The organism is Nonomuraea sp. NPDC003560, assembly GCF_042878785.1.
Lineage (GTDB): Bacteria > Actinomycetota > Actinomycetes > Streptosporangiales > Streptosporangiaceae > Nonomuraea.
On record NZ_JBIAOF010000027.1, the window covers coordinates 1 to 23,059 of the forward strand.

Consider the following 23,059-nt stretch of genomic DNA (forward strand, 5'->3'; position numbering starts at 1 on the left):
CGCACTCGAAGGATCACGCGATGGCCGTCTCTGTTTCACGGCCGCCACGCTTGTGACCAGGTCAAACTCGTACACCACTCCCGTGGACGCAACCCCCACTTCTTGGCGGGTCAAGACGCCGTTTTCCGACGCCATCCCGAGGAGTGAGGGTGACGCATGATGGTGCAAGAGCCGCACAAGGCGCGAGGTCTCGGACGCAGCCGAAGCCTCCACACGCGACGTCCCCAAGTACAAGCCAATACAGGAGAGCGCCACATGGCAAAGCGTAGGTCCCCCGATCCCTCTTCGGAACCCGACAGTCTGTCGCTACGGTGGGTTGTGATCTTGTCCCTGACTGCACTCTCGGCCTTCCTGGTACACGCGGCGGGGGGTGGGTTGGTCGCCGCCATCCCTACTGCAGTTGCGGTCTTGCTCGCTCTGCAGGCGGTAGTGCAGTAGTCATCTCCGGTTGCTGAGCGACCTGCGGCAATGACGGCAACATCGGCTGGCCACCGTGAACCTCAGCAACGGAGACCCGCGTCTCACCTCAAGCGGCCCCAGACCGATGTGGATGCGTCAGGCGCTTCACCTGTTCTGCCGCGCGGCTTCCAATGCTCCGGCCTGGCGGCCCTGCGCTCCGGGTCTGCTTGCCACAGGATGACCAGGTGACCCGCCGTATCGATGCGGGATATCTGCGGGATGATCTCTCGCGATGCGCACCTACGTACAGGCGTCTGTGCTAGTCAGACAGTTTTCCGGCGCCGCCAGAACCCATACTCCTATGCGGGTGTCGAAAATCGCTGCCGCCCCGCTTCCGGTCCTCGGGCCTGGCGGCCCTGCGGTCCGGGTCGGGTTGCCACTGGTCACGAGGGCTGCTGTTTCCTGGTGTACAGCGCACAAGTACAGCAACGTCGGCATACAGCACCGGGTCGCCTCGTACGGCAGCACCCTCCCGACCAGGCGCACAAGCCCTCGACCATGCTCCTGCCGTTGACTGGTAATGAAGTGTCCGAGTGGACGTCGTAACGGATCGCCCGCTTCGGTCCCTACTGTGAAGCCTTTTCATCCTGAGTATCGGCCGTCCTTGACGAGCTGGAGGACGAGGATGGCGCCTGCACGAGCGCGGTCGCGTGATGCGGGCAGCAGCGCAGCTTGATGAGCAATCTTCCATGCCTTCAAAGTCACGACGGCGCGCTCGCCAATGGCGCGGATGCGGGCATGTGAGCGGTTGACGTCCCGTTGTGCACGTGACAGCCACGGACGGTGGCGATGCCGCTTGACCGGCGTCCGGATCGTGCCGCCCGCGCCTTTTGATAGCCCTTGTCCGCAAAGATCTTCACGCCGGCACCGGTCAAGGCGTCGATCAGGCCGATCGTCCGAGCGGCGGTCACGTCAATGAACGGCGCCCGGCAGCGCGGGCGAGGCCCACAACCAGCCATCCCACCCGGATCGGCCAGCAGCTGCACGTTCACCCGTGCTGCTTGTGTTTCCCGCTGTAGTCCGGCCGTTCGTCGGCCAGACGATCCATCGGGATGAGGCTGCCGTCCAAGATGGCATAAGGCCAGCCGCGACGCTCGCGCCACGACGGCGTGCACGCCGTCGGCCAGTGCAGCCAGGAGGTCGACGCCCTTCCCGGACGTAGCGCCAGGCCGTGGTGGTGCCGATGGACAGCGATTCTGCTGGCCTGCTGCGGTGAGCGCCCACCTAATTTACTTCCGTGCGGGGCACGCTAGTCTCCTTACCAGATACGTGCATGATTCGCAACAGCTTTGATCGAATCTGGGTAGCCATGGGTGATGGATTGACCGGGACGCCGACAGTCTTCAAGAGTTGACAGAACGGCATTAGAAATGATATGCCCGACCGCTCGGCAGACGTGAAGCACGCCTGAGGCAACCCAAAAGAGCTTATCCTTCGTGGTATCAAAGCCAGCAAAAGCGGAGCAATCAGCCCCAGTTGCACCTTCTTTCTTGATTGTTGTTACTTAGAGTAATCAAAGGCCAGACACCTTATTACTGAGAGTTGCCATATCTGATGGGCGGGCAGCCCTCCGTCTTACAAAACGGACGGGCATCCCCCGTTCGCCCCGCGAACCCCTAAGGGAGCTTCCTCCGTCGGAACTGTTGCGCTGAAATCTTGAACGTGGTCTCATCATTGGAGAGCTTCGAGGCTCATGTCCTTATTGGTGCTCATGTCGTCAGCATCGCGGTTTGGCTGTCATATCGCCTACCAAGAGAGGTGTATGATTCGCCCATCGCCTGGCTATTTGGGGGAACCGGGCACTACAAAACGGGTGCACTAGCATGCGTATCTCAGTGCAGCAAACAGCTAATTCGCGCACGTAGGAGGATGTTTGGAACCACATGCCCCACCAGGTCTCAAATCAGACAGTGAGCGGCGCCCGCCAAGTTGCCCACCAGGAAGGCGCCGCTCACTAGCCGACTTGCGACTCCAAGAACAACCTGATGTTCAGCTCGTCGACTCACCTCATGGTAGGACACGAAGTCGCCGATCGACGAATCCTCCCAGCTCTCGGTACGGTCGCCGGCATTCCCACGTGTCGCTGCCCGGATGGCAGAGGTTTCTGGAGAGACTGCTGGTCTCCGATGGTGCCATCGTCTGGCTCATTGTGTCCGTCCCGCAACTGCTCCTCAGGGAGATGGCGAGCAGTTGGTGTCTTGCTCTCGCCGTAGGTCACGCTAAGCACGGAAGCGCAAGTTGCGTTGTAGATAGCGTGTATCGCAACGGCGATCGCCGTTGCGATCTACCGCATCGGCACATAGACGTCCACAGGACTGTCGACGCCGATACCGGCTTCAGTAGGTCCAGCCACACCACGGCTGGCCCTCCTAGCCACGCCCGCGCTGCGCCCACCGGCGGAAGCGCACCTCGTATCCGTCCGTGCCTGTTTCTCCGACGGGCTTTCGGGCCCAACCCGTTACGCCTTGACAACCACATATGAGCCAGGGAAGGGTCCATGACTGACAAAGTCGAGACCTTGCCGTCGGAGCGGCTTCGGCGGCTCACTCAGATGTCCGTCCTTGAACGGAACGTCCATGTAACGCAATGGGCCGATGAGCTCCTGAGCCGGCACCACGGAAGGAGCGCGACGCCCAGCTTCTTCCAGGCCCCTCAACGGGACACGGTCGCAGCGGTCCTCCTCTCACTGGTGGATGATCAGGCCTCGGTGTCGGATGACGCGGAAGCAGAAGACGGCGATCTGCCAAGCGACTCCGCAGACGAGGTAGATGATGAGCCTCTCTCCACCAGCCGCTCTAATGACGTGCCAGCGGCCGTGATCCGTGCCTGGGCGCAACAGAACGGTATATCCGTCAACGAACGTGGACGGCTACCCATGTGGGTGACTCACCGCTACCACACCGAGAACGTCGCCCAGAAGCCAGAACAGTCCCTGGCGAACAAGATCCGTCAGGCACTGGAGCAGCACGGCCCGCTGACCAAGTCTGCGCTATGGAACAGCGTCGGACGCAACCATGCCTCCTGGGTGATGGACAAGGCGCTCGAGTCCATGCCAGACGTCCAGATATCTAGAGGTGAAAGCAACGGTGGGCGTTCGCCGGTGATCTTCCGTCTGGTTGAAGTGGAGGCCAACGACAGAGACAAGTTGGCAGCAGCAACCGGCAACCCCGAGATCGGCATTGAGAACCTCGAAGACGTGGACGACATCCCGACCCGCGCCGAGGGCTTCTCTCGCCCCGACATGGCTGATTCCAAGATCGACGACCTTCTCCAGATTCTGCGGGGCGAGTCGAACAGCGGCTAACCGAGGTTGAGGGCAGGAGGACTCGTCACCCTCCTGCCCTCCGACAGGCCGGTTGACCTCTTCTGAATCCCATTAGAAATGGAGCGCACCCGTGTATAGCCCCGTTGCCGAACAGTACGCCAACGGAACGCACCTTAAAATCATCCCCAAATGCTCTCGCTTCGTAGGCATCCGGCGGATATGCGACCAGCGCACGTTCCGCCCGGACTCGGCCGAAGCGCATGAATTGACCCCAGTCCCCTACGCCAGCGAGTTCCCCCTATTGATCAACGGGGCCAGGAGATGAGCCTGTCCAACGTGCCGATCCAGGACTCGTATAGAAGCAGCACCAATGATGTCGCCCACGACTTCTACGTTCCGGTCCTGGCGAAGGCTGTGCGGTATGACCGCGCCGTCGGCTACTTCACCAGCTCATCCCTCGCAGTTGTGGCCCGCGGCATCGAGGGGTTGCAGGCTAACGACGGCAAAATCCGTTTGGTCGTCAGCCCGCTGCTCTCGCCCGACGATATCGAAGATATCCGCCGAGGCTATGAGTATCGCGCGATCATCGCCCGGGCTGTGGCCAGGGAAATCGATCCCGAAAGGCTGAATGCGTGGGTGTCCGAGAAGCTGGGGATGCTCGGCAAATTAATCGCTGAAGGCATGCTCGAAATCAAGATTGCGGTTGTGGCGGACACCAACGGGCTTGGCATCTACCACGAGAAGATCGGTGTCGTCGCAGACGATGAAGGAAACATGGTTGCCTTCACCGGCTCGCTAAACGAGACGCGCGCTGCAATGGAGGACAACTTCGAGTCTATCGAGGTCTTTGCCTCGTGGACGCCGAGTGACGCACGTCGTGTCCGCCGGATCGATGAGAACTTCACGGCACTCTGGGAGGGTAGGACCGAACGCCTAGAGGTATTGACGTTTCCAAAGGAAGCTGAAGAGCACCTGAGAGAACTGGCCGCCCGGGGTGCCAAAACCACTCCGGACATCTCCTTCCGGGGAGCACGTGAGCGTCATAGGGAAGAAGCCAACAGGTACGGCTGGGCCAGCACTCCCGAAGGAGTCAAGCTGCGTGACTACCAAAAGGAGGCCATAACAAAGTGGCTCCAAGCAGGGGCACGCGGCATCTTCGAGATGGCAACCGGCACAGGCAAGACCATCACCGCACTTGCAGCGCTCGACCAGATCGGCCGGCAGTTGCGAGCGCGTAACAGCTCCCTCACCACCGTGATCGTGGTTCCACTGCTCGATCTAGTCGAGCAGTGGGCACAGGAGCTCAACCGATTCGGGGTTGTTCCAATCAAGTGTCGGGACTCGGTAGCAACGTGGCGGGCTCAGGTGAACAACGCGATCGCGGGTCTGCGACCAGGACGGGCACTAACTCTAATCGTCACCAACAAGACCTTCGGTTCGGCGGCATTCCAGGAAGTTCTTTCGTCATCGAGGGACGCGTTGCTGATCATTGCGGACGAAGTCCACCATCTGGGGGCAGAGCACAACCGTTCCCGTCTGCCGGACAACGCGTCATGGCGGCTGGCCCTCTCAGCCACACCGGAGCGCTGGTTCGACGATGAGGGGACTGAGGCGCTCCGAGACTACTTCGGGGAGACTCTGATAAGCCTTGGGCTCAAAGACGCGATCAAGCTGGGCGCGCTCACGCCGTACCAATACCGTCCAGTGCCCGTACCCCTTACCGACGAAGAGGCGGCATACTACACCGTCCTCACTAGCAAGATCGGCGCGCTCTACGGTCAGGTCAAAGGAGGTAAGGGAAAGGCTCGCGACGATGCTGAGGCGAGGCTCGGCCAACTGCTTAACAAGCGAGCCAAAGTGCTTGGACATGCTGAAGGGAAAATCGCCGCACTGCGGGAGGAGATTGGCAAACGGCGCGAACTTCCGTTCCAACTAGTCTATTGCGCTGAGGGCGTTCGCCCGCGGGAGGACAATCCGGTGGGCGGCGAACGCCAGGTAGATCAGGCACTTGATCTCCTCGGCAACCGGCTCGGCCTGCGTGTGCATTCCTACACCTCGCTGGAGTCCAAACAGGAGCGACGTGAGATCCTCGAATCGTTCGGATCCGGCCACCTTGAAGCGCTGGTTTCCATGCGCTGTCTGGACGAGGGCGTCGACCTTCCGGACGCCCGGATCGCCTACATGCTGGCCAGCAGCAGCAATCCCCGCCAGTTCATCCAGCGTCGTGGGAGAATCCTGCGTCGGGCTCCGGGAAAAAAGGAGGCCGAGGTTATCGACTTCATCGCAGTACCCCCACAGAACCAGGAACTTTTTGAAACGGAGAGGAATCTGTTCCGGCGGGAGATGCAACGCTTCATCGAGTTCGCCAAACACTCGGAGAACTATGGAGAGGCCTTGAGTATGTTGCGGAGCCTGCGCGAGTACTACGAGCTGATGGATGTTTAGGGAGAACCTTCCGTGACCGACAAGTTGGACCAGGAAGAAATCGAGCAGATCCAGGAAATCCTTAGCGGCACCAGCGCTAATGCGTACGAGGTCATCAGGATGGTTATCGCCCTGGAGCGGGAGAATCTTCACAAGTCCGAGGCACTAGCCAGAAACACAGTCCGGGATGAAATGGCCAAGAAGGTCGAGGGTATCGCGTAATGAAATTCATCTCGGTCGAGCTGGAGAACTTTCGCCCCTACCAGGGGACTCAGAAGATCAGCTTTGCACAGGCCCCGGACACCAACGTCACCGTTCTTTGGGGCACCAACGGCGGCGGCAAAACGACACTCCTGAACGCCTTCACCTGGGCTCTCTACGGCGTACTGAGCAGCGACGTCGAGAATCAGGACCAGCTGATCAACACCACCGTCTGGAACAATGCACCCGAGGGCACACCCCTGACCGCCTCGGTGACCATCGAGTTCGAGCACGGCAACCACGTCTACATCGTTAAGCGATCTGTCTACACACCTAAGCACGGCCCGTTCCAGCCCCGGCCGAGGCCCGAGCTGCAGTTATGGCGTCGCGAGAGCGGCGGCAATCTCGAACCAGTGCTCAACCCGAGCGGGCATCTCGACCAGATAATGCCCCAGCGCCTAAGTCGCTTTTTCTTCGTAAACGGTGAGCGTATCGAGGCGCTGGTGAAGCACGAGGGTGGCGATGACGTGCGGGAGGCGGTTAAGACACTTCTTGGGTTAGAAGCCATGGAACGTGCGATCATGCATCTGCCCAAGGTCGCCGAGAAGCTACGCCGGGGTATGAAGGCTGAGGATGCATCTCAGCACAAGTTGGATGATCTCCTCCGGCAGCTGGAGGACACCGAGCGCATGATCCAGGAACAGCAGCGGCGCCGCACCGCCGCCGAGAAGGAGCAGAAGCACTTCGACGCCGAGATCAAGTTGCTCAACCTGCGAATGACACAGCTCACCGAAGCAAAGGAGCTTCAGCATAACCGGTACCGGCTGGAAGATCAGCTGAAGCGCGTCCAGACGGCACGGCAGGAGCAGGAAGAGGAGCGCGCCAAGCTGGTAGGAACCAGCGGTTTTCTCGCTTTCCTCCCCACCCTGCCGGGCAAGGTCTTGGCCGCATGTGAGGAACTGCGGGAACGCGGAGAGCTGCCGGCACCCCTCAAGCGGGCTTTCATCGACGAGCTTATCGAGCGCGGGGAGTGCATCTGCGGGACGCCCTTGGGCGAGGGCAGTCCCCACCGCGCTGCTCTAGAAAGTTGGCGTGCCCGCGCTGGGCTCGCTGAAGTCGAGGCTGCATGGAACCAGCTTCGGGGCACTGTGGAGAGCATCGAGGAGCAGCGCGTGCAGATGTACGACGCGCTGCGGGGCTTCGACGGACGGATCGCCGAAGCGCAGGAGGAGGAGCGTCGTCTGGAGCACGGCATCGGCGAGATCGGAATCAAGCTTAAGCGTCTTCCCTCCGAAGAAGTCGTCGAAACCGAAGAGAAATTGGAGGCGGCCAAGTCTGCCCGGGACGAGAAAGTCGCGGTCATTGGTGCTGCCAACGCCGAGATCCAGAGGCTATCCGATGTCAAGGAAGACTTGAAGAAACAGATTAAAGGCCTCGAGGTCAAGGACGCCCGCAGCCGCCGGATCAAAAACCGGATCATGGCAATCGAGGAGGCTGGTAGGGCGCTTACCCAGATCCTGGAGATCCTCTCTCAGGGAGTTCGACGTCGGCTCGACGCCCGTATCCGGGATCTCTACCGCCTGGTGTCACTCAAGAACTACGAGCCGGAGCTCGCTCCTGATTTCGATCTGGAGCTGTGGGATCTGAGCGGCAGCGTACGAGTCGCGGCGCCCAAGTCCACCGGCGAGAATATGCTGCTGTCGCTCGCCTTCGTTGGTTCGCTCATCGGTGAGGCACGGGAGTCGCAAAGCGGTGGCCGTACCTTCATACAGGGTATCGGCGGCGACTTCCCGGTTGTGATGGATGCGGTCTTCGGCAATCTCGACGATGACTACCGCAAGGCCGTCGCCGACTTCCTGCCTAAGCTTGCTTCCCAAGTGGTGATCCTCACCAGCAAGGCTCAGGCCGGCGAGATCGTCGAGCAGGAACTTCGGCCCCGGCTCGGCAAGCAGTACGTGATCACCGCACATACCACCAAGACGGATGTGAGCAGCGCGACTGAGACGCTAACGCTGAACGGCAACACCTACCCCTACCAAGTCGTCGGTTCCAACCGAACCGGCGCTGAGATCACGGAGGTTCGGAGCTGATGGTTCTCAACGCCGATATCCGCGTCCGGCGGCCCCTGGAGCACGAAGATTTGATCGGTCGACTGACTACCAAGGAAGGCGGCCCATTCCCCAATTACTGGCAGGTTCTCGTTTTCGCCGCAGCGCTCGGCTGGTCGCGAGGCCGACGGGACTCTTTCGATAAGGCGGGCGAGGCGATCCGCTATGGATTGTTCAACAATTCCGCGACTGTCTCTGCCACAATCGACTCGATGGGCGTCCTGGCCCACGAGAAGGATGCAGGGATCATGGCCGATGACCGCCTCCCAGAGCGAATCAAGGTGTTCGAGGAGTACGCCAACGGTGGGCTCGCCATCATCCAGGGTGAGCTCAACAGCGGCGCGCACGTTCGCCCGATGGACGTTATCCTGAGCCTTTGCCGACGAGGTATGACACACACCGAAAGCATGGTGCAAGACATCCTCGGTCCGCGGCTCGCTGGCTTCGGGACACCGGAGTTCGAATCCTGATCGACCGCTTCGCAGCGGCCTCGCCCGGGATCGACTGAGCGAGGCCCGCTAATCGCGGTATGAGTACAGGCTCCGACGATGGAACCAACGGGAGCTTCCATGTCCGGATTGCGCTGGGAGAGCGATCGCCGTCTCACCGCAATTGGCCGTGCCACGCTGTCGGTAGCAGCGCGGCAAGCCGTTGTTGATGGCGAGGTCAACGCCGATGCCAGAGTTTTGGACTACGGCAGTGGACGAGGTGACGACGTCCGCGGCCTGCGTGATATGGGATTTCAAGCTCATGGATGGGATCCCTTCTACGCGCCTGACAAGAATCCCGCACCAGCGGATGTTGTGCTGCTGACCTACGTTCTCAACGTTATCGAGGACACCGAGGAGCGACGCGAAGCGCTACAACGCGCTTGGATACTCACAGAACGCTTGCTTGTGGTCACGACCCGGCTAACCTGGGACCGATCAAGAGTTCGCGGCCAACAGTACGAGGACGGTGTCCTGACAAGTCGAGGAACGTTCCAACACCTCTTCAGCCCTGCAGAGCTCCGATCCTACGTCGAAGAGACAACTGGCGTCCGCTGCATCTCCGCAGCGCCCGGCATCGTCTACGCCTTCAAGAACGACGACGCGCGTCTTCGCTACCTGGCTTTTAAGATCGCTCCACATGCTGGCTGGCTTGCCTCCGACGACACCGGTTCGGCGATTGCTGCCGTGGTGGACTACACCGAGCGACGGGGTCGCCTACCGAGGTTGGAAGAGATGCCAACGGAGATGGCCAAGCTCCTCGCCCATCTGCAGCCGCAGGAGCTGCAGCGCATCGTGAAACAGTCGGCCAACCCCGAAAGGGTCGAAGCCGGCGGTAAGACAGCAACCCTGTCCACGCTGCTATTCCTCGCGGTCGAGCTGTTCAACGGACGTGGTCCCTACAGCAGCCTGCCCATGTCCCTGCAACTGGATGTCAGGACCTTCTTCTCCTCCTACAAAGAAGCCTGTATGCGGGCCGACCGCCTGCTGTTCAAGCTTCGGGACGACACCTACGTCAGAGCAGCGATGCAGGCATCGAAGGTCGGAAAGCTAACACCCACAGCGCTTTACGTGCATAGACGCGCCATGGACCAGATGCCGACGGTGCTGCGCCTCTACGAGCACTGTGCCTCGATAGCCGCCGGGCGGCCGCCGTCCTGGTCACTAGTCAAGCTACGCCACCAGGGACGCGGGGTGAGCTGGCTGCACTATCCAGCGTTCGACACCGACCCGCATCCCAAGCTGCACTCGTCATACATGGTGGATCTCACCACACTCAAGACCTCGTTCAAGTCCTACGGAGAGTCTGCGAACCGCCCGCTGCTTCACCGCAAGCACGAATTCCTGGCCCCTGATGACCCGGACGCCCTCAAGTACCGCCGGTTGACGCAGGCCGAGGTGCAGGCCGGGCTCTATCGAAACCCACATCTCATCGGGACAGAGAACGGTTGGGAGGCTGAACTCGGCCGCTGCGGAAGGGAACTTCGAGGACACCGACTGGTGCGCCGCAAGGACACCAATCAAGCGAAATAGGACGCGCCGGCCTGGAACTCGGCGATCTCGCTTACCAGCTCATCTACGTCCAGGTCGTTCACTTGATCGGGGAACCACGACAGCCGCAGGCCGTTGGCGGCGATATCGTCCGGCAGCCCCATACCGCGTAGGACATGGCTAGGGGTGTAGGACGCGCTCGTGCAGGCCGACCCTGTAGCGACAGCCACAAGCTCCTTGAGCTGAACGATCAGGGCCTCGGCATCCACTCCCTCAAAGGAGAGGTTGAGGATATGCGGTACCACGTGCTCCTGATCACCGTTGAAACGGACCTTGGTCTTGCCGAGAGCATCCACCAGGCGCGCGCGGAATGCTGCAGCCTGGTCCCACCACCGCACGCGCTCCTTCTCGAAGATCTCGGACGCCTTGGCGAGACCGACGATGAGCGGAACAGGCAGCGTCCCCGGCCGAAGCTTGCGTTCCTGCCCACCGCCATACATGAGAGGCGTCAGCGGAACGGTGTCACGGCCACGCCGCCGGATGAGCAACGTGCCGACGCCCTTGGGAGCTCCGATCTTGTGGCCGCTCACACTGATCATGTCGATCGGCGCTCTGAGTTCCGCGGTCAGCTTGCCGAACCCTTGGGCAGCATCCACGTGCAGGTAGGTACGCGTCTCACGCAGTTGCTCCGCCAGCTCTACGACGGGCTGGATTACACCGGTTTCGTTGTTGACGTGCATGAGAGAGACCAGCAACGTGTCGTCACGCAGACGCTCACGCACGGCTTCCACGCTTACCCGTCCGGACGGCCCGGGCGAGATCAAATCGACCTCGAACCCGCGGGAGGCTAGGTGTTCCAGGGGTTCAAGGACGGCCTTGTGCTCGATCGTTGAGCTGATGATGTGACGGCGGCCTTGGCTCTCCCCGTATGGAGCCAGACCCAGCAGTGCGATGTTGTTGCTCTCTGTCGCACCCGAGGTGAAGATCAACTCTGACGGTCCGGCGGCCAGCTGCCCCGCGAGCTGTTCCCGAGCTTGCTGGACGGCTCTCTTGGCCCTGGTCCCCCAGTCATGCGTGCGGCTCCCAGCATTGCCGAACTCTGTCGTCATCCAGTGGTAGACCACTTCGGCGACACGCTGGTCGACCCGCGTGGTCGCCGCCGAGTCCAGGTATGCGGTCATGTTCGCTGCGCCCCTCTGGTTGCCGACTCTCACGTGAGTACGTTAAAACCTAAACGTAATTGCGGTACCGTCAACCCAGTGGGGTCACTCTTGTCATCGCCGCTGACGACTGGAACAACAGCGGGCTTCGAGTACGTCTTCCCGGCGATTCGGGGCATCCAGGCACAGCGCGAGTTCTATGTCTCGATGTGTCCGCTGCGGCTCATCCCGAAGATCTTCCTGTTCGACGAGGACGAGCTAGCGCCCGAGGTGCGGGCGCAGCGTGTGCTCAACAAGGCGCGCATCCCCGCCCTCGCCTCGTACATCGTGGACAACCCCTCCGACTACGTGTTCTCAGCGCTGACGGCGTCGGTGGACGGCGAGATGCGCTTCACCGGGATCGCCAGCGAGGGGCCTGGCATGAGGATAGGGCAGCTTCACATCCCGATGGTCGCCCGTTTTCTCATCAACGACGGACAGCACCGGCGAGCGGCGATCGAGGCAGCGCTCGCTGAGAATCCGGAGCTAGGTGAGGAGACCATCGCGGTGGTCTTCTTTCACGATGCGGGCCTGGCTCGCAGCCAGCAGATGTTCGCCGACCTCAATCGGCACGCGGTACGTCCCGCCCGATCTATCGGAGTACTGTACGATCACCGCGACGAACGCGCCAACGTTGCGAGACTACTGGCCCTGAAATCGCCCATCTTCCGCAACTTCGTGGAGATGGAGAGCAGCACACTGTCCGCCCGGTCCCGCAAGCTCTTCACGCTCAGCGCTCTCTACTACGCAACCAGTGCACTCACGCAGGGGCTTGCGCTGAGCAATGTCCACGAGGTGGCCAAGCTGGCGGACGAATACTGGGCGGCGGTCGACTCCCTGATCCCAGAGTGGGAGCTCGTCCGGACACGCAAGATGACGGCAGCGGATGTCCGACGTCAGTACCTGCACAGTCACGGGATCGCCCTGCACGCCCTTGGCCGTCTGGGGAACACTTTGATGCTCAAATCCACCGAACCGGATTCGTGGAAACCCCGGCTAGAGCCCCTGGCCAAGATAGATTGGACAAGATCAAACCACGATTGGGAAGGTCGAGCCATCGTCGGCGGCCGTGTCTCGAAGAACCACTCCAATGTCGTGCTGACGGTCAATTACCTACGCCAGAAGCTGGGCATGGAACTCGGCCCCGAAGAAGCCAACGTCGAAGCGACACACCTGCGAGGAGAGCGATGACCGTCCCCCTGGGCACGCCGGCACGTCGGGCCACCCCATTCAAGGACCGCGGGGGTCTCGCCGCCGTCGTCAAAGAGCTGACCGAGGAGATCCAAGAGCTGTACCTGGCCGATGAGGTCCCCTGGGTTGTCGGTTACAGCGGCGGCAAGGACTCGACAGCTGTCCTTCAGCTGGTCTGGCTCGCGTTGCAGGAGTTGCCGGAAGACAAGCGGACCAAGCCAGTCCATGTCATCTCCACCGACACTCTGGTAGAGAACCCGATCGTCGCTAGCTGGGTCACACAGTCTCTGCTCACCATGGAGATAGCAGCCAAGAGGCAGCTTCTTCCTATTGAGCCCCATCGCCTCACCCCCGAGGTCAAGGACACCTTCTGGGTGGGCCTGATCGGTAAGGGCTATCCCGCCCCCCGCCCCAAGTTTCGCTGGTGCACCGAGCGGTTGAAGATCCGGCCGTCCAACACGTTCATTCGCAACGTCGTTCGTGAGCATGGCGAGACGATCCTCGTGCTCGGCATCCGCAAGGCCGAGAGCCAGGCTCGAGCGCGAGTCATGACCCGGCATGAGAAAAACCGAGTTCGCGACCGGCTCTCCCCAAACGGCAACCTGCCCAACTCCCTGGTCTACAGCCCAATCGAGGAGTGGACCAACGATGAGGTTTGGACGTTCCTCATGCAGCGCCCCAATCCTTGGGGACACAACAATAAGGATCTGCTGACCATGTACCAGGGGGCGTCCAGTGACGGCGAGTGTCCTCTGGTCGTAGACAACACCACCCCATCGTGTGGTGACAGTCGGTTCGGATGCTGGACCTGCACACTTGTAGACCAGGACAAGTCCATGGCGGCGATGATCCAGAACGACGAGGAGAAGGAGTGGATGCAGCCGCTCCTCGAACTGCGTAACAAGCTCGACGTCCGCGACGAAGCAGGCCGCCGCAACGACAAGCACTTGCGGGACTGGCGGAAGATGAACGGCTCCATCCAGCTGTTCAACGACCAAATCGTCCACGGCCCCTACACCCAGGAGTCACGCGCGAATTGGCTGCGGGAACTTCTCAACGCCCAAACCTGGGTCCGGCAGAACGGCCCCGACAGCGTTCGCGGCATCGAGCTGATCACCGTGGATGAGCTTCACGAGATCCGCCGGATCTGGGTGTTCGAGAAGCATGAGGTAGAGGACCTCCTACCAAAGATCTATGAAGAGGAGACCGGGGAGACTTTCCCGGGCGGTCCCCTGGACGAGCACCTCACCCTTGCCGGAGACGAGATGGAGTTGCTCCGCGAGATCTGTGGAGATGACGAGCTGCATTACACCACTGCTCGCGAGTTGCTGGCCGTGGAGCGCAGGTTCCGGACGCAGACCCGTCGCGCGGGATTGTTCGAAGAGTTGGAGAAGACGATCCGTCGCGGCTACTACGAGAACAAGGAAGACGCCGAACAGAGCGCGCTGCGGCTCCAACAGGCAAAGATCGCGCCGGAACTGCCACTCTTCGACGAAGAACCCACCAATGCTCCTGCTTAACGTCACCCTTGAGAACTTTGGCGCCTACAAAGACATGCAGTCCCTCGACCTGACCACCCGCCCCGGTCGTCCGATCATCCTGATCGGTGGCCTCAATGGCTGCGGCAAGACGACACTGCTGGACGCCATCCAACTGGCGCTGTACGGCGCACGCGCTCGCACGAGCGGCCGTGGCAATCGTTCCTACGATGACTACCTCCGCGACAGCGTCAACCGCCAGGCCAGCCCCAAATACGCCAGAGTGATCGTCGAGTTCTCCACCACGGTCCAAGGACAAGAACGTCACTACAAGGTCGTCCGGTCTTGGGAGGTCAAGGGCAAGTCTGTCCGCGAGTTCCTCAATGTGCTCATCAACGGCGAACTCGATCTCGTCGTCAGCGAGCAATGGGCTGACCACGTAGAGGAGATTCTGCCGCTCGAGGCATCCTCGCTCTTCTTCTTCGATGGAGAGAAAATTGAATCGCTTGCCAATCCCGACCGAGCGGCTTCAGTGATCGCCTCCGCCGTACAATCACTGCTCGGGCTCAACTCAGTCGAACGGTTGCGCAACGATCTGCTCGCCGTCCAGCGGCGCCAGAAGATCTCCAAGGAAGATCAAGAGGCACTGGAGAAGATCCACCAGGTTGAGGACCAGATTAGACAGTCAGAGGGAATATGTGACGAGCTCGCCCAGCGCGTGGCGTCGGAGACATCTGCACTTGAAGCGGCTCAGCGACGCCTCGCGACCATCGACCAGGCCTTCGCCAAAGAAGGCGGTGACCTCTACGCTCGACGGGTAGAGCTGGAGACTGAACGGTCCCAAGTTGCTTCTCAGCTCAAGAGCATCAATGAGACGCTGGCCAACACCCTCGCCGCTGGTCCTCTCCCACTCTTGTTGCTGGCCCCCCAGCTGTCAGCCGTCCGTGACCAGGTGGAGAAGGAACGGCGCGCCGCAGAGACAGCACAGGTTATCAACGTACTGAGCGAGCGGGATCGAGAACTGCTGGCGCTGCTGAAGAAGTCCGTGCCCGCAGATAGTCTCTTCGTTGCCGAAAAGCACCTCGCTGCTGACCGGGAACGACGTGCATCAATCGCTATCGAGATCCGCCAAGTGCTCAACTTTCCAGCTGAGTCGCTACCGCAGCTCATGTCAATCGAAGAGAACCTCCGGCAGGAGGGTATACGAGCGCATGAATTCATTAAGCAAGCCGAACTCCACCAGGAGCGTCTCAACGTTCTCGAGCGTCAACTTGCCGGCGTACCCCACCACGACGCAATCGCCGCGCTACTTGTAGAGCGGGACGCTCAAAGAGACGTAGTGGCGCGACTTGGGTTCGGGCTAGACAAACTTAAGGGAGAGTTGGAGGCCGCCCGCCGGCGTCGCGATCAGCTCGTGCTTGACCGTGAGCGCGCCTACAAGGGACGCGCTACGAAACTGGCGCAGGCGGAGGACGCAGAGCGCATTGTGGGGTACGCCGACAAGGTCCGGGCGACTATGGAGAAATTCGGCACCGCGCTCCTGCAGCGGCATATCAGCAAGCTTGAGGTGGCGGTCCTCCAGAGCTTCCAGCACCTCATGCGCAAGACTGCCCTCATACGCGACCTGCGTATTGACACCGAGAAGTTCACCCTTACCTTGGTCGGACCTGACGACCAAGCGCTTGACCCGTCGCGTCTCAGTGCAGGGGAGCGCCAGCTTCTGGCCGTTTCTCTCCTGTGGGGCTTGGCGAAGGTAGCGGGCAACCGCCTTCCCACTGTGATCGACACCCCACTTGGCCGTCTCGACAGCCGCCATCGTGAGCACCTGGTCGATCGATATTTCCCGCACGCCAGCCACCAAGTGCTTCTTCTGTCCACAGACGAAGAGATTGACGAACACCTCCTCAGCAAACTGAAGCGGTCGATCACGCACACCTACACGCTGGTCCACGACGACAAGGCTTTCACCACTTCCGTCGAGCCCGGCTACTGGTGGACAGGGGGTACCACTCATGTCGCTTGACAGTGTTCGGCTTTCTCAGCCGGCGAAAGACCAACTGATTAGACTTAAGCGCATCACCGGCATCAAGCACTGGAACATCCTGTGCCGCTGGGCGCTCGCACTATCCCTCCAAGACCCAACACCACCACTTGTCCGGAACATCAGCACTGACTCCAATGTTGAAATGTCCTGGAAGACCTTCGCGGGCGGTTATAGTGAAATCTATTTGGCGCTTCTAAAACAACGCTGCCTAGCCGACGGCCATGAACCCACTGAGGAAAGCGTCTCCCACACCCTGACCATCCACATACACCGAGGAATCGGCCACTTGGCCGGGCGCCAAGACCTCAAAAGCATCGGCGACCTCATCTCACTCGCGGTGGCCTGACTCACGTTGGGCCTCCTTACGCGGTACCACGCTCGCTGACACTGGTTTTGGTTGCCCGAATCCTCGCAATCTGGATGGCCAATTAGAGCAGAATCTCCCGAAGGGGCGCATACAGATCCATCTGCCCCTTCAGCGACGCTGCGGGCGCCTGTCGGTGTAGTTATACTGCCGCACATGTCCTCAGCTCAGGTCGCCGACGCGTCGTCGATCAATTTCAGCCTCCCAGGGATCGCCAAGCTTCTCTCAGAGCACGAACTGCGAGTTCCGGTCTATCAGCGGTCATATTCATGGCAGCAGGACGACCAGGTGGCGGACTTCTGGTCGGACTTGGAACGCTCCTTCGATTCCAAGGGGGAGTACTTCCTCGGTACCGTCGTCCTCGCCAAGGAGGGCGATGAAGGCAAGAGAACCATCATCGATGGCCAGCAGCGCCTGGCCACTATCTCTCTTCTTCTCGCGGCAATCCGCGATGAGCTCGCCAGACGTGGTAGCGAAAAAGAGCTGATCATCCAACGTGACTATCTTGCCAAAGAGACACTGACTTCCGATGGACCAGAACCGCGTCTGGAATTAAATCCAGATGATGATGAATATTTTAACAAATTCGTCACAGGGAAGCCTTTCGAACCGACCCTGCAAAGCGGAAAACCACATTTTCCGCGCGCATCGCACAAGCTGCTCTATGAAGCCTATAAGTACCTATCCGACAAAGTGCAGAAAAATGCCGAGGGAGCCGGAAACGCGGCTACAGAGCGACTCCTCAAGTGGGTCTCATTCCTGACCCATAGGGCGCGTATCGGGGTCATCGAGGTAGCATCCGAGGCGGACGCTTACGTCATCTTCGAAACCCTCAACAACAGGGGTGCTGATCTCACCACTGCCGACCTGCTGAAGAACTACCTCTATGGCCGTGCAGGCAGCAAGCTAAATGCGGTACGGCACCGCTGGATCCAAGCACTCAGCACTCTTGAACTGACCGCTGCGGACCGGAAGTTCACTGCGTTCCTTCGGAGCTTCTGGAGTTCATACCACGGGCTCACCCGAGAAAAAGACCTCTACAAGGCCATTCGTGATGATGTAGGCCATGCGACAAAAGCGATGAAGTTCAGCGAGGATCTTGTCGAGGCAGCGACCCACTACGCAGCGCTCGACAATCCTGGGCACGAGTCCTGGGGTACACAGCTGGGAAGCGCTGGCCAGGCAGATATTGCCCTTTTAGGCGACTTCGACTTGTCTCCGAACAAGCCGCTGCTGCTAGCAGCATTGAAACACTTCGCTCCTGAGGAGATGCGCAAGCTGCTGCGCGCCTTGGTCAGCTGGTCCGTGCGCGGCATGATCCTGAACACCATGAACGCAGGATCAGTCGAGAAGGAATACTGCCGAGTAGCGGTTGAGATCCGGCATGGCCGCATCTCGACCGTGCAAGAAGTCCGCGATTCCCTAGACAAGGTGATCCCTTCAGACCTCGCATTCAGGTCGGACTTCGCGATCGCTCAGGTGAAGAGAAACAAGACGGCGCGTTACTACCTTCGCGCTCTTGAATGTGGCCGCGCGAGTGTCCCGGAACCCGAGCTGGTGCCAAACCCTGACGAGTCCCAAATCAACCTGGAGCACGTCCTCCCTAGGAACGCCAGACCCGAGGAGTGGAGGGCTTTCGATGACATCGACACCGCTGCCTACCTGTTGGGAAACATGGTGCTCCTCCAGAAGACCAAGAACAGCATGATCGGCAACCGCCCTTTCTCCGTGAAACGACCGACACTCAGGGAGTCCGGATTCGCTCTAACGAAGGAGATCGGAGAGCTGGAGGAGTGGACCCCACAAGCCATCGCCGAGCGACAGGAACGATTGGCCGAGCTGGCAGTAAAGGTATGGCCTCGGTAAGGTGGGCCACGCATTGTCGAAGGGCGCGCCAGGGTGCCTCTACGGAAATAGCGAGCCATCCGGGCACCGGTGATCCTTCTGACCGATCATCCGCATGGCCGCTGTGTCCGAGCAGGCAATGACCTCTTTTCATCCTCAGGACGCTTGAGCAACGCGGTGATTCTGGAGGACGGCGATGGCCTTGCAGAGATGGCTGGCCTTGCTGGATCTACAGCGGAGCTTGCGGAGGGTCTTCCAGCTCTTCAGCTGAGCGTTCGCCGGGGCGGCGAAGGCGGGCGTGGGCGCGATTGGTCCGCTTCTGGGAGTCTCGCTTGTTCTTACCCTTGTACGGGGTGCGGACCGAGCCTCTGGCACCCTGATATGCCTTGTCCGCCAAGACGATGATGGTCGCACGTTCGAGCGCGCGCAGGATGCCCCAGATGCGGGCCGCGCTCAGATCGTGGGCCTTGGCCGGTAGCGCGCCGGAGGTCCACAGGATCGTCCCGTCCGGTGCGGCGATCACCTGCATGTTCATCCCGTGCACGCGGTGCTTGCCGGAGAAGTAGGGCCGGTTGGCGGCGATCCGGTCGATGGGGATCAGCATGCCGTCCAGCACCAGGTAGTGCAGCCCGTCCCGCTTGGCCTTGCGCAGCGCCTGGCGGAGCTTGGGTGAGCGGGCCGACAGCAGCGATCATCGGCGTCTACGACGGGGAGCCGTGGATCATGTGATTGCTGTGGCGATCGTGGGGACATGCACGGGATGATCTTTACTGCCCAGAAGGAGAGGAAAGTTGTTTCCGCAGGTCAGAGCGTACAAGCCAGCCATACAACCCGCGCTCTCCTAAAGCGGGTGCCGCAGGTTCGAATCCTGCCGGGGGCACTCATCCATATAGGCATCTCACCCCCTGACCTGCGGTTTCTCAGCCGCGGGTCCTTTGTTTTGTGACCTTGCCAGGCAGCCGACGGTGCCCGCATGCAGCCGTAAGACCATGATCAGGGGGCGTATGCGGGATGATCTTGATTGCGTTTCCCCAGGTCAGACCGCATTCTAGGCCAGCCAGGAATTCCGGAACCCGCTTCCGGCCGCCCAGCGCGGGGCAACACAGCCGTTGATCATGCCAAGTGCGTGCAGTAACTTCGGCTCGGTCGGCGGGCACAGACCTCGGACCATGCCCACGCGCTCAACCCCGATCTGGAGAGCAGCCTCCAACGCCCTGGCCCAGACGGCGCCCACCGTACGGCGCCAGGAGAACGCAACCACCTTCGCCACCGCACCCTCACCGCGGACCAGTACTACATCGTCCATGGCGAGAGTTGGCTACAGCCCGGCGCCGCAGCGTAGCCACGGTCGCTCTACCGTCCGATGACTGCGTGGAACAGGGCCAGCGCTCCGCCAGCGGCTCCGCCACCCAGCAAAAACGCTGTCGGTAGGGGTTGCCCGCTGAGAGAGGCGAGCATGCCTGCGAGCAAACCCACGACGATCGCCAGCAACAGGACGACGGCGGCACGGACACTCAGCAGTGGGCCCGGCGGTACTGCCACGAAAACCTCCCGAGGGTGATGACGACGACCGTGGCTCCTAAGTCGCACCGAGGAGGTCACCCCACGAGGATCATCCAGAAGCTCCGCACGAAAAAATCTTGGGAAGTTCCGTGGGGTCCCTGCGGCGCGCCCACATACAAGGGAGTCATCTAGATCGGCGTCAGCAGAAAGGCTGGAACGGTGAGCGACAGCGAACAGATCACGGGCGCGGCGCCTGTGGTCAGCGCGCTTGCCCAGCCGGTAAAACCTGCTGAACAAGGTCTTTTCGATCTTGACGCGCCAACTTGCTCCGAGATGGCGCAGGCGATCTCGGCGTCGCACACAGCCGAGGCGAGCCAGCTTCGAGAAAACTTGGAACGTCGCGCGGCCGACCAGCGGTTACGCGATGAGATGGCTCTGTACGACTTCAGCGGAGAAAAGTATCGACAGTTCGAGAACGAGTTGGCCCGCTACGGCATGTCAGTGCTTCGTGGCTGGATGTACACCGGATACATCTTCAAACTCACCGCCACTCGCAGACTCTTCCTGACACCCACCGATGCGGAGCTCCAAGAGTTGCACCGCGACTCAGATGCCCGCGAGGAACTGGCCACGATGACTGTCGCGCTTGCCCTCCCGCGATTCCGCCGGCACGCACTCGTCGAGGGCGGCTGGCGCTCCGAGGGCGGCGCGAGCCTTCCCACCTACTTCATGGGAGCGTGCCTGTTCGTCTTCCCCAACGAGTTCCGCAGGCGCCGAGCACAGCAGAAGAGGTGGTCCCGAGCACTCGCCCAGGAGGCCATCATGCTGGCCCCGGACGCCGGCATCACCGTCGACTTGGAGTCTCAGGCACTGGGAAGGATCCGCATGCGTGATGATCTGCGCCGTATCGGTGAACGCACCCGCGCGATTGTCGCCCTCACCCTCGACGGCTACAGCCAAGAGGAAATCGCCGAGTTGCTCGGCGAAGCCTCAGTCCGGGCAGTCGAGGGGGCACTGTATCGGTGGAGAAAGAGCGAACAGCAACACGCCTCTGAAGGAGGGATCTCTCGTGAATAGCACGGCTGATGAGCCGTTCGAAGAGCTGATCGAGCGGTCCTCGCTTGGCGCGCCCGGTGCACGTCAGCTTCGACAGCGCACACCCCAGCCGAAGACTGACGAGCTCCGGCGCATCCAAGAGCAGCGAGCCGGACGATATGTAGGGCTGAGCGCAGAACAACGGCTGGCGGATCGACGTGAGCGGCTCCTCGCCGCTGCGTACACCCTGTTCGCGAAGCCGGGCTTTAGCGCCACCACCATCGAACGACTGTGTTCAGAAGCTCGCATCTCAAGCAGGGCCTTCTACGAGTGCTTCGGTGGGCGCGAGGAACTGCTCCAGACGTTGTACGAGCGCGTCGTGAACGACACCCTTACCCAGGTCACCAAAGCGATGGAAGAGGCTTCAGCGCCTGAAGATCAGTTCGTTGACGGCATAACGCGATACATCGAGTTCACCATCGCGGACTGGCGACGGGCGCGCATCATGCATGTGGGAGCAGCTCGCACCAGTTCCATCGAAGAGGCCCGGCGACAGGCGCTCAGACGCTTCGCCGAGGTCTTTCAGGAAGTTGTGACCAACTTGCCCGGGGATCGCTCCCGAGATCCGTACCTGTATGCCCTAGGAATGCACGGTGTGCTCCACGAACTCATCCGCGAGTGGCTAGAAGCTGAGGAGCCACCGCCAACTGAAGTGCTAGTCGAGACCGTCGTTAACATCTTCCTGGGGGGTGCTCGTACAGCCCGTTAAGCGTTCGTTATGCCGCATGCATGCGCCAGGAACGCCCGAAACATCTGCTCGAGAGGGCCTTAAGCATGCGGTGATCGCCCAAAAAGATCAGGTAACAATCAGTTTGCGTCGCACCGGACTGCGGAGCCGTCCAGCATCTACCACAACTGGAGGAATTCCCTACGCGCCAGCCCTGAGGGTGACTCACCACCGCCGTCCTGGCCACGATCGCCGCACCCGCGAGTCCGGCGCAGGATGCCACGGCGTCTCCGGCTTTGAGCGCCCGGACAATGGTGGAGTCCGCGCGTACCGTTCAGTCGTATTTCCCGGCGGTAGCACGCGCCTGGACCGCCGCCAGGGTCCGCGCCCAGATGCCTTCCCGCTGCCGGTCGGAGCCCGCCTTGCTCATCGGAGCGTTCAGCGTGACGAGGACGGACACCTGACGCATGCTCTCAGCTGAGACGCACAACTGGTCGCCTTGTTCCGCCCGCCCAGATCAGGCTGATCGCGCAAAGGTCCTGCTGCTGTGCTCCATGCTCGGCGTTACAGCCAGGGAGCATCTCCGAATTCACGGTCCACTATAGTGTCAAGGCCCTTGTTGAGGAAATCAACATCATACACTGCACCCTTCTGAAAATACAGCTGATACAGTGCCGCGTGTTCTGCCAGTGTTCTAGCAACGGTATCATATGCACCTAGATCCGGGCAGCCATCGGCAATGAACGAGATATCATTGCCCTTGAATAGTCTGACCTGGCAACCCTGATTTAGTTCCAGCTTAAGAACCCGATTTACTCTGATATTTGTCTTCTGTTGAGGGCCGGGCTTCCGGTAGCTGCCTAGGCGCTTCACAAGGTTTCTCGTTTGGCCGATGTAGATCCATCGAGGGCTCATGTTATGCAATTTTTGCGCTTCCGCAGATCTCCGCCCTTCTAGGGCGTACACGCAGCCGCGACCAGGGTCACGATCCACTAGAGGGAAGGAAATCTCACCATCTTCATCCAGCATCACAACTCCATATTCATTCCACTGGAAGCGGATCTGGACGTTGATTTTTATATCCCTCATTACTGCCCTCGAGTCTCTTTTCTTGGCGACGTACTCGTTCTCTGTTAGATGGGAGTCTAGTTACTCATTGGGTGCAGCGGGTGCGATGTTCGCGAGACGGGATCGAAGAGCAGAGGATCTGTTTGGCCTGTTAATCCACCTGAACAGT

The 23,059-nt window shown here is 60.7% G+C and carries 16 protein-coding genes and 2 pseudogenes; 13 read left to right on the forward strand and 5 right to left on the reverse strand.

Annotated features, from left to right (window positions below; translation table 11 throughout):
* Positions 1-1,041: 1,041 nt before the first annotated feature.
* A pseudogene (locus ACFYUV_RS50900) lies at positions 1,042-1,659 on the reverse strand (transposase family protein); the annotation flags it as partial.
* 1,297 nt (positions 1,660-2,956) lie between these two features.
* On the opposite strand from ACFYUV_RS50900, the gene ACFYUV_RS50905 reads away from it, so the two are divergent.
* From ACFYUV_RS50905 to ACFYUV_RS50930, 6 genes are all read left to right on the forward strand, one after another.
* The gene (locus ACFYUV_RS50905; protein ID WP_387683278.1) at positions 2,957-3,763 is read left to right on the forward strand and encodes a hypothetical protein; all 807 of its coding nucleotides are present in this window, start codon (positions 2,957-2,959) and stop codon (positions 3,761-3,763) included.
* A gap of 297 nt (positions 3,764-4,060) precedes the next feature.
* The gene (locus ACFYUV_RS50910; protein ID WP_387683280.1) at positions 4,061-6,169 is read left to right on the forward strand and encodes a DEAD/DEAH box helicase family protein; all 2,109 of its coding nucleotides are present in this window, start codon (positions 4,061-4,063) and stop codon (positions 6,167-6,169) included.
* A gap of 12 nt (positions 6,170-6,181) precedes the next feature.
* Entirely contained in the window at positions 6,182-6,370 is a 189-nt protein-coding gene (locus ACFYUV_RS50915) for a hypothetical protein (RefSeq protein ID WP_387683282.1), read from the forward strand.
* A complete protein-coding gene (locus ACFYUV_RS50920) occupies positions 6,370-8,439 on the forward strand; it encodes an AAA family ATPase (protein WP_387683284.1) in 2,070 nt (689 codons plus the stop codon). The genes ACFYUV_RS50915 and ACFYUV_RS50920 overlap by 1 nt, the downstream gene beginning before the upstream one ends.
* Positions 8,439-8,927, forward strand: a complete 489-nt coding sequence (locus ACFYUV_RS50925; protein ID WP_387683286.1) for a DNA phosphorothioation-associated protein 4 — start codon at positions 8,439-8,441, stop codon at positions 8,925-8,927. Before ACFYUV_RS50920 ends, ACFYUV_RS50925 begins: the two co-directional genes overlap by 1 nt.
* 99 nt (positions 8,928-9,026) lie before the next feature.
* The gene (locus ACFYUV_RS50930; RefSeq protein ID WP_387683287.1) at positions 9,027-10,478 is read left to right on the forward strand and encodes a DNA phosphorothioation-associated putative methyltransferase; all 1,452 of its coding nucleotides are present in this window, start codon (positions 9,027-9,029) and stop codon (positions 10,476-10,478) included.
* Here ACFYUV_RS50930 and dndA read toward each other — a convergent pair.
* The gene (gene dndA, locus ACFYUV_RS50935) at positions 10,466-11,617 is read right to left on the reverse strand and encodes a cysteine desulfurase DndA (RefSeq protein ID WP_387683289.1); all 1,152 of its coding nucleotides are present in this window, start codon (positions 11,615-11,617) and stop codon (positions 10,466-10,468) included. The genes ACFYUV_RS50930 and dndA overlap by 13 nt on opposite strands.
* Positions 11,618-11,695: 78 nt before the next feature.
* Here dndA and dndB point away from each other — a divergent pair, with 78 nt between their 5' ends.
* The 5 genes from dndB (at position 11,696) to ACFYUV_RS50960 (ending at position 18,578) form a co-directional block, all read left to right on the forward strand.
* Positions 11,696-12,826 (forward strand): DNA sulfur modification protein DndB, encoded by a 1,131-nt coding sequence (gene dndB / locus ACFYUV_RS50940; protein WP_387683291.1) that lies wholly within the window; start codon positions 11,696-11,698, stop codon positions 12,824-12,826.
* Positions 12,823-14,346 carry a DNA phosphorothioation system sulfurtransferase DndC gene (gene dndC / locus ACFYUV_RS50945; RefSeq protein WP_387683293.1) on the forward strand — a complete coding sequence of 508 codons (1,524 nt, stop codon included), beginning with the start codon at positions 12,823-12,825 and terminating at the stop codon, positions 14,344-14,346. The genes dndB and dndC overlap by 4 nt, the downstream gene beginning before the upstream one ends.
* Positions 14,333-16,327 (forward strand): DNA sulfur modification protein DndD, encoded by a 1,995-nt coding sequence (gene dndD, locus ACFYUV_RS50950; protein ID WP_387683295.1) that lies wholly within the window; start codon positions 14,333-14,335, stop codon positions 16,325-16,327. The genes dndC and dndD overlap by 14 nt, the downstream gene beginning before the upstream one ends.
* Positions 16,317-16,694 (forward strand): DNA sulfur modification protein DndE, encoded by a 378-nt coding sequence (gene dndE, locus ACFYUV_RS50955; protein WP_387683296.1) that lies wholly within the window; start codon positions 16,317-16,319, stop codon positions 16,692-16,694. Before dndD ends, dndE begins: the two co-directional genes overlap by 11 nt.
* Positions 16,695-16,868: 174 nt before the next feature.
* On the forward strand, positions 16,869-18,578 hold the full coding sequence (locus tag ACFYUV_RS50960) for a DUF262 domain-containing protein (RefSeq protein WP_387683298.1): 1,710 nt from the start codon (positions 16,869-16,871) through the stop codon (positions 18,576-18,578).
* 135 nt (positions 18,579-18,713) lie between these two features.
* On the opposite strand, the pseudogene ACFYUV_RS50965 reads toward ACFYUV_RS50960, so the two are convergent.
* Positions 18,714-19,245, reverse strand: a pseudogene (locus ACFYUV_RS50965) (transposase family protein); the annotation flags it as partial.
* Positions 19,246-20,279: 1,034 nt separating this feature from the next.
* On the opposite strand from ACFYUV_RS50965, the gene ACFYUV_RS50970 reads away from it, so the two are divergent.
* Together ACFYUV_RS50970 and ACFYUV_RS50975 are read left to right on the forward strand one after the other, a co-directional pair.
* Positions 20,280-21,137 (forward strand): RNA polymerase sigma factor, encoded by an 858-nt coding sequence (locus ACFYUV_RS50970; protein ID WP_387683300.1) that lies wholly within the window; start codon positions 20,280-20,282, stop codon positions 21,135-21,137.
* Positions 21,130-21,864 (forward strand): TetR/AcrR family transcriptional regulator, encoded by a 735-nt coding sequence (locus ACFYUV_RS50975; RefSeq protein ID WP_387683302.1) that lies wholly within the window; start codon positions 21,130-21,132, stop codon positions 21,862-21,864. Before ACFYUV_RS50970 ends, ACFYUV_RS50975 begins: the two co-directional genes overlap by 8 nt.
* Positions 21,865-22,156: 292 nt before the next feature.
* On the opposite strand, the gene ACFYUV_RS50980 is transcribed toward ACFYUV_RS50975, so the two are convergent.
* Both ACFYUV_RS50980 and ACFYUV_RS50985 read right to left on the reverse strand, forming a co-directional pair.
* Entirely contained in the window at positions 22,157-22,291 is a 135-nt protein-coding gene (locus ACFYUV_RS50980) for a hypothetical protein (protein ID WP_387683304.1), read from the reverse strand.
* A gap of 95 nt (positions 22,292-22,386) precedes the next feature.
* Entirely contained in the window at positions 22,387-22,851 is a 465-nt protein-coding gene (locus ACFYUV_RS50985) for a hypothetical protein (RefSeq protein ID WP_387683306.1), read from the reverse strand.
* Positions 22,852-23,059: the final 208 nt, after the last annotated feature.

Bases quoted from the DNA above. Each gene is read 5' to 3' on its own strand.
- ACFYUV_RS50925 (WP_387683286.1), top strand. From the start codon at position 8,439: ATGGTTCTCAACGCCGATATCCGCGTCCGGCGGCCCCTGGAGCACGAA.
- dndD (WP_387683295.1), top strand. From the start codon at position 14,333: ATGCTCCTGCTTAACGTCACCCTTGAGAACTTTGGCGCCTACAAAGAC.
- dndC (WP_387683293.1), top strand. From the start codon at position 12,823: ATGACCGTCCCCCTGGGCACGCCGGCACGTCGGGCCACCCCATTCAAG.
- dndA (WP_387683289.1), bottom strand. From the start codon at position 11,617: ATGACCGCATACCTGGACTCGGCGGCGACCACGCGGGTCGACCAGCGT.
- ACFYUV_RS50960 (WP_387683298.1), top strand. From the start codon at position 16,869: ATGTCCTCAGCTCAGGTCGCCGACGCGTCGTCGATCAATTTCAGCCTC.
- ACFYUV_RS50920 (WP_387683284.1), top strand. From the start codon at position 6,370: ATGAAATTCATCTCGGTCGAGCTGGAGAACTTTCGCCCCTACCAGGGG.
- ACFYUV_RS50980 (WP_387683304.1), bottom strand. From the start codon at position 22,291: ATGCGTCAGGTGTCCGTCCTCGTCACGCTGAACGCTCCGATGAGCAAG.
- ACFYUV_RS50985 (WP_387683306.1), bottom strand. From the start codon at position 22,851: ATGCTGGATGAAGATGGTGAGATTTCCTTCCCTCTAGTGGATCGTGAC.
- ACFYUV_RS50930 (WP_387683287.1), top strand. From the start codon at position 9,027: ATGTCCGGATTGCGCTGGGAGAGCGATCGCCGTCTCACCGCAATTGGC.
- dndE (WP_387683296.1), top strand. From the start codon at position 16,317: ATGTCGCTTGACAGTGTTCGGCTTTCTCAGCCGGCGAAAGACCAACTG.
- ACFYUV_RS50905 (WP_387683278.1), top strand. From the start codon at position 2,957: ATGACTGACAAAGTCGAGACCTTGCCGTCGGAGCGGCTTCGGCGGCTC.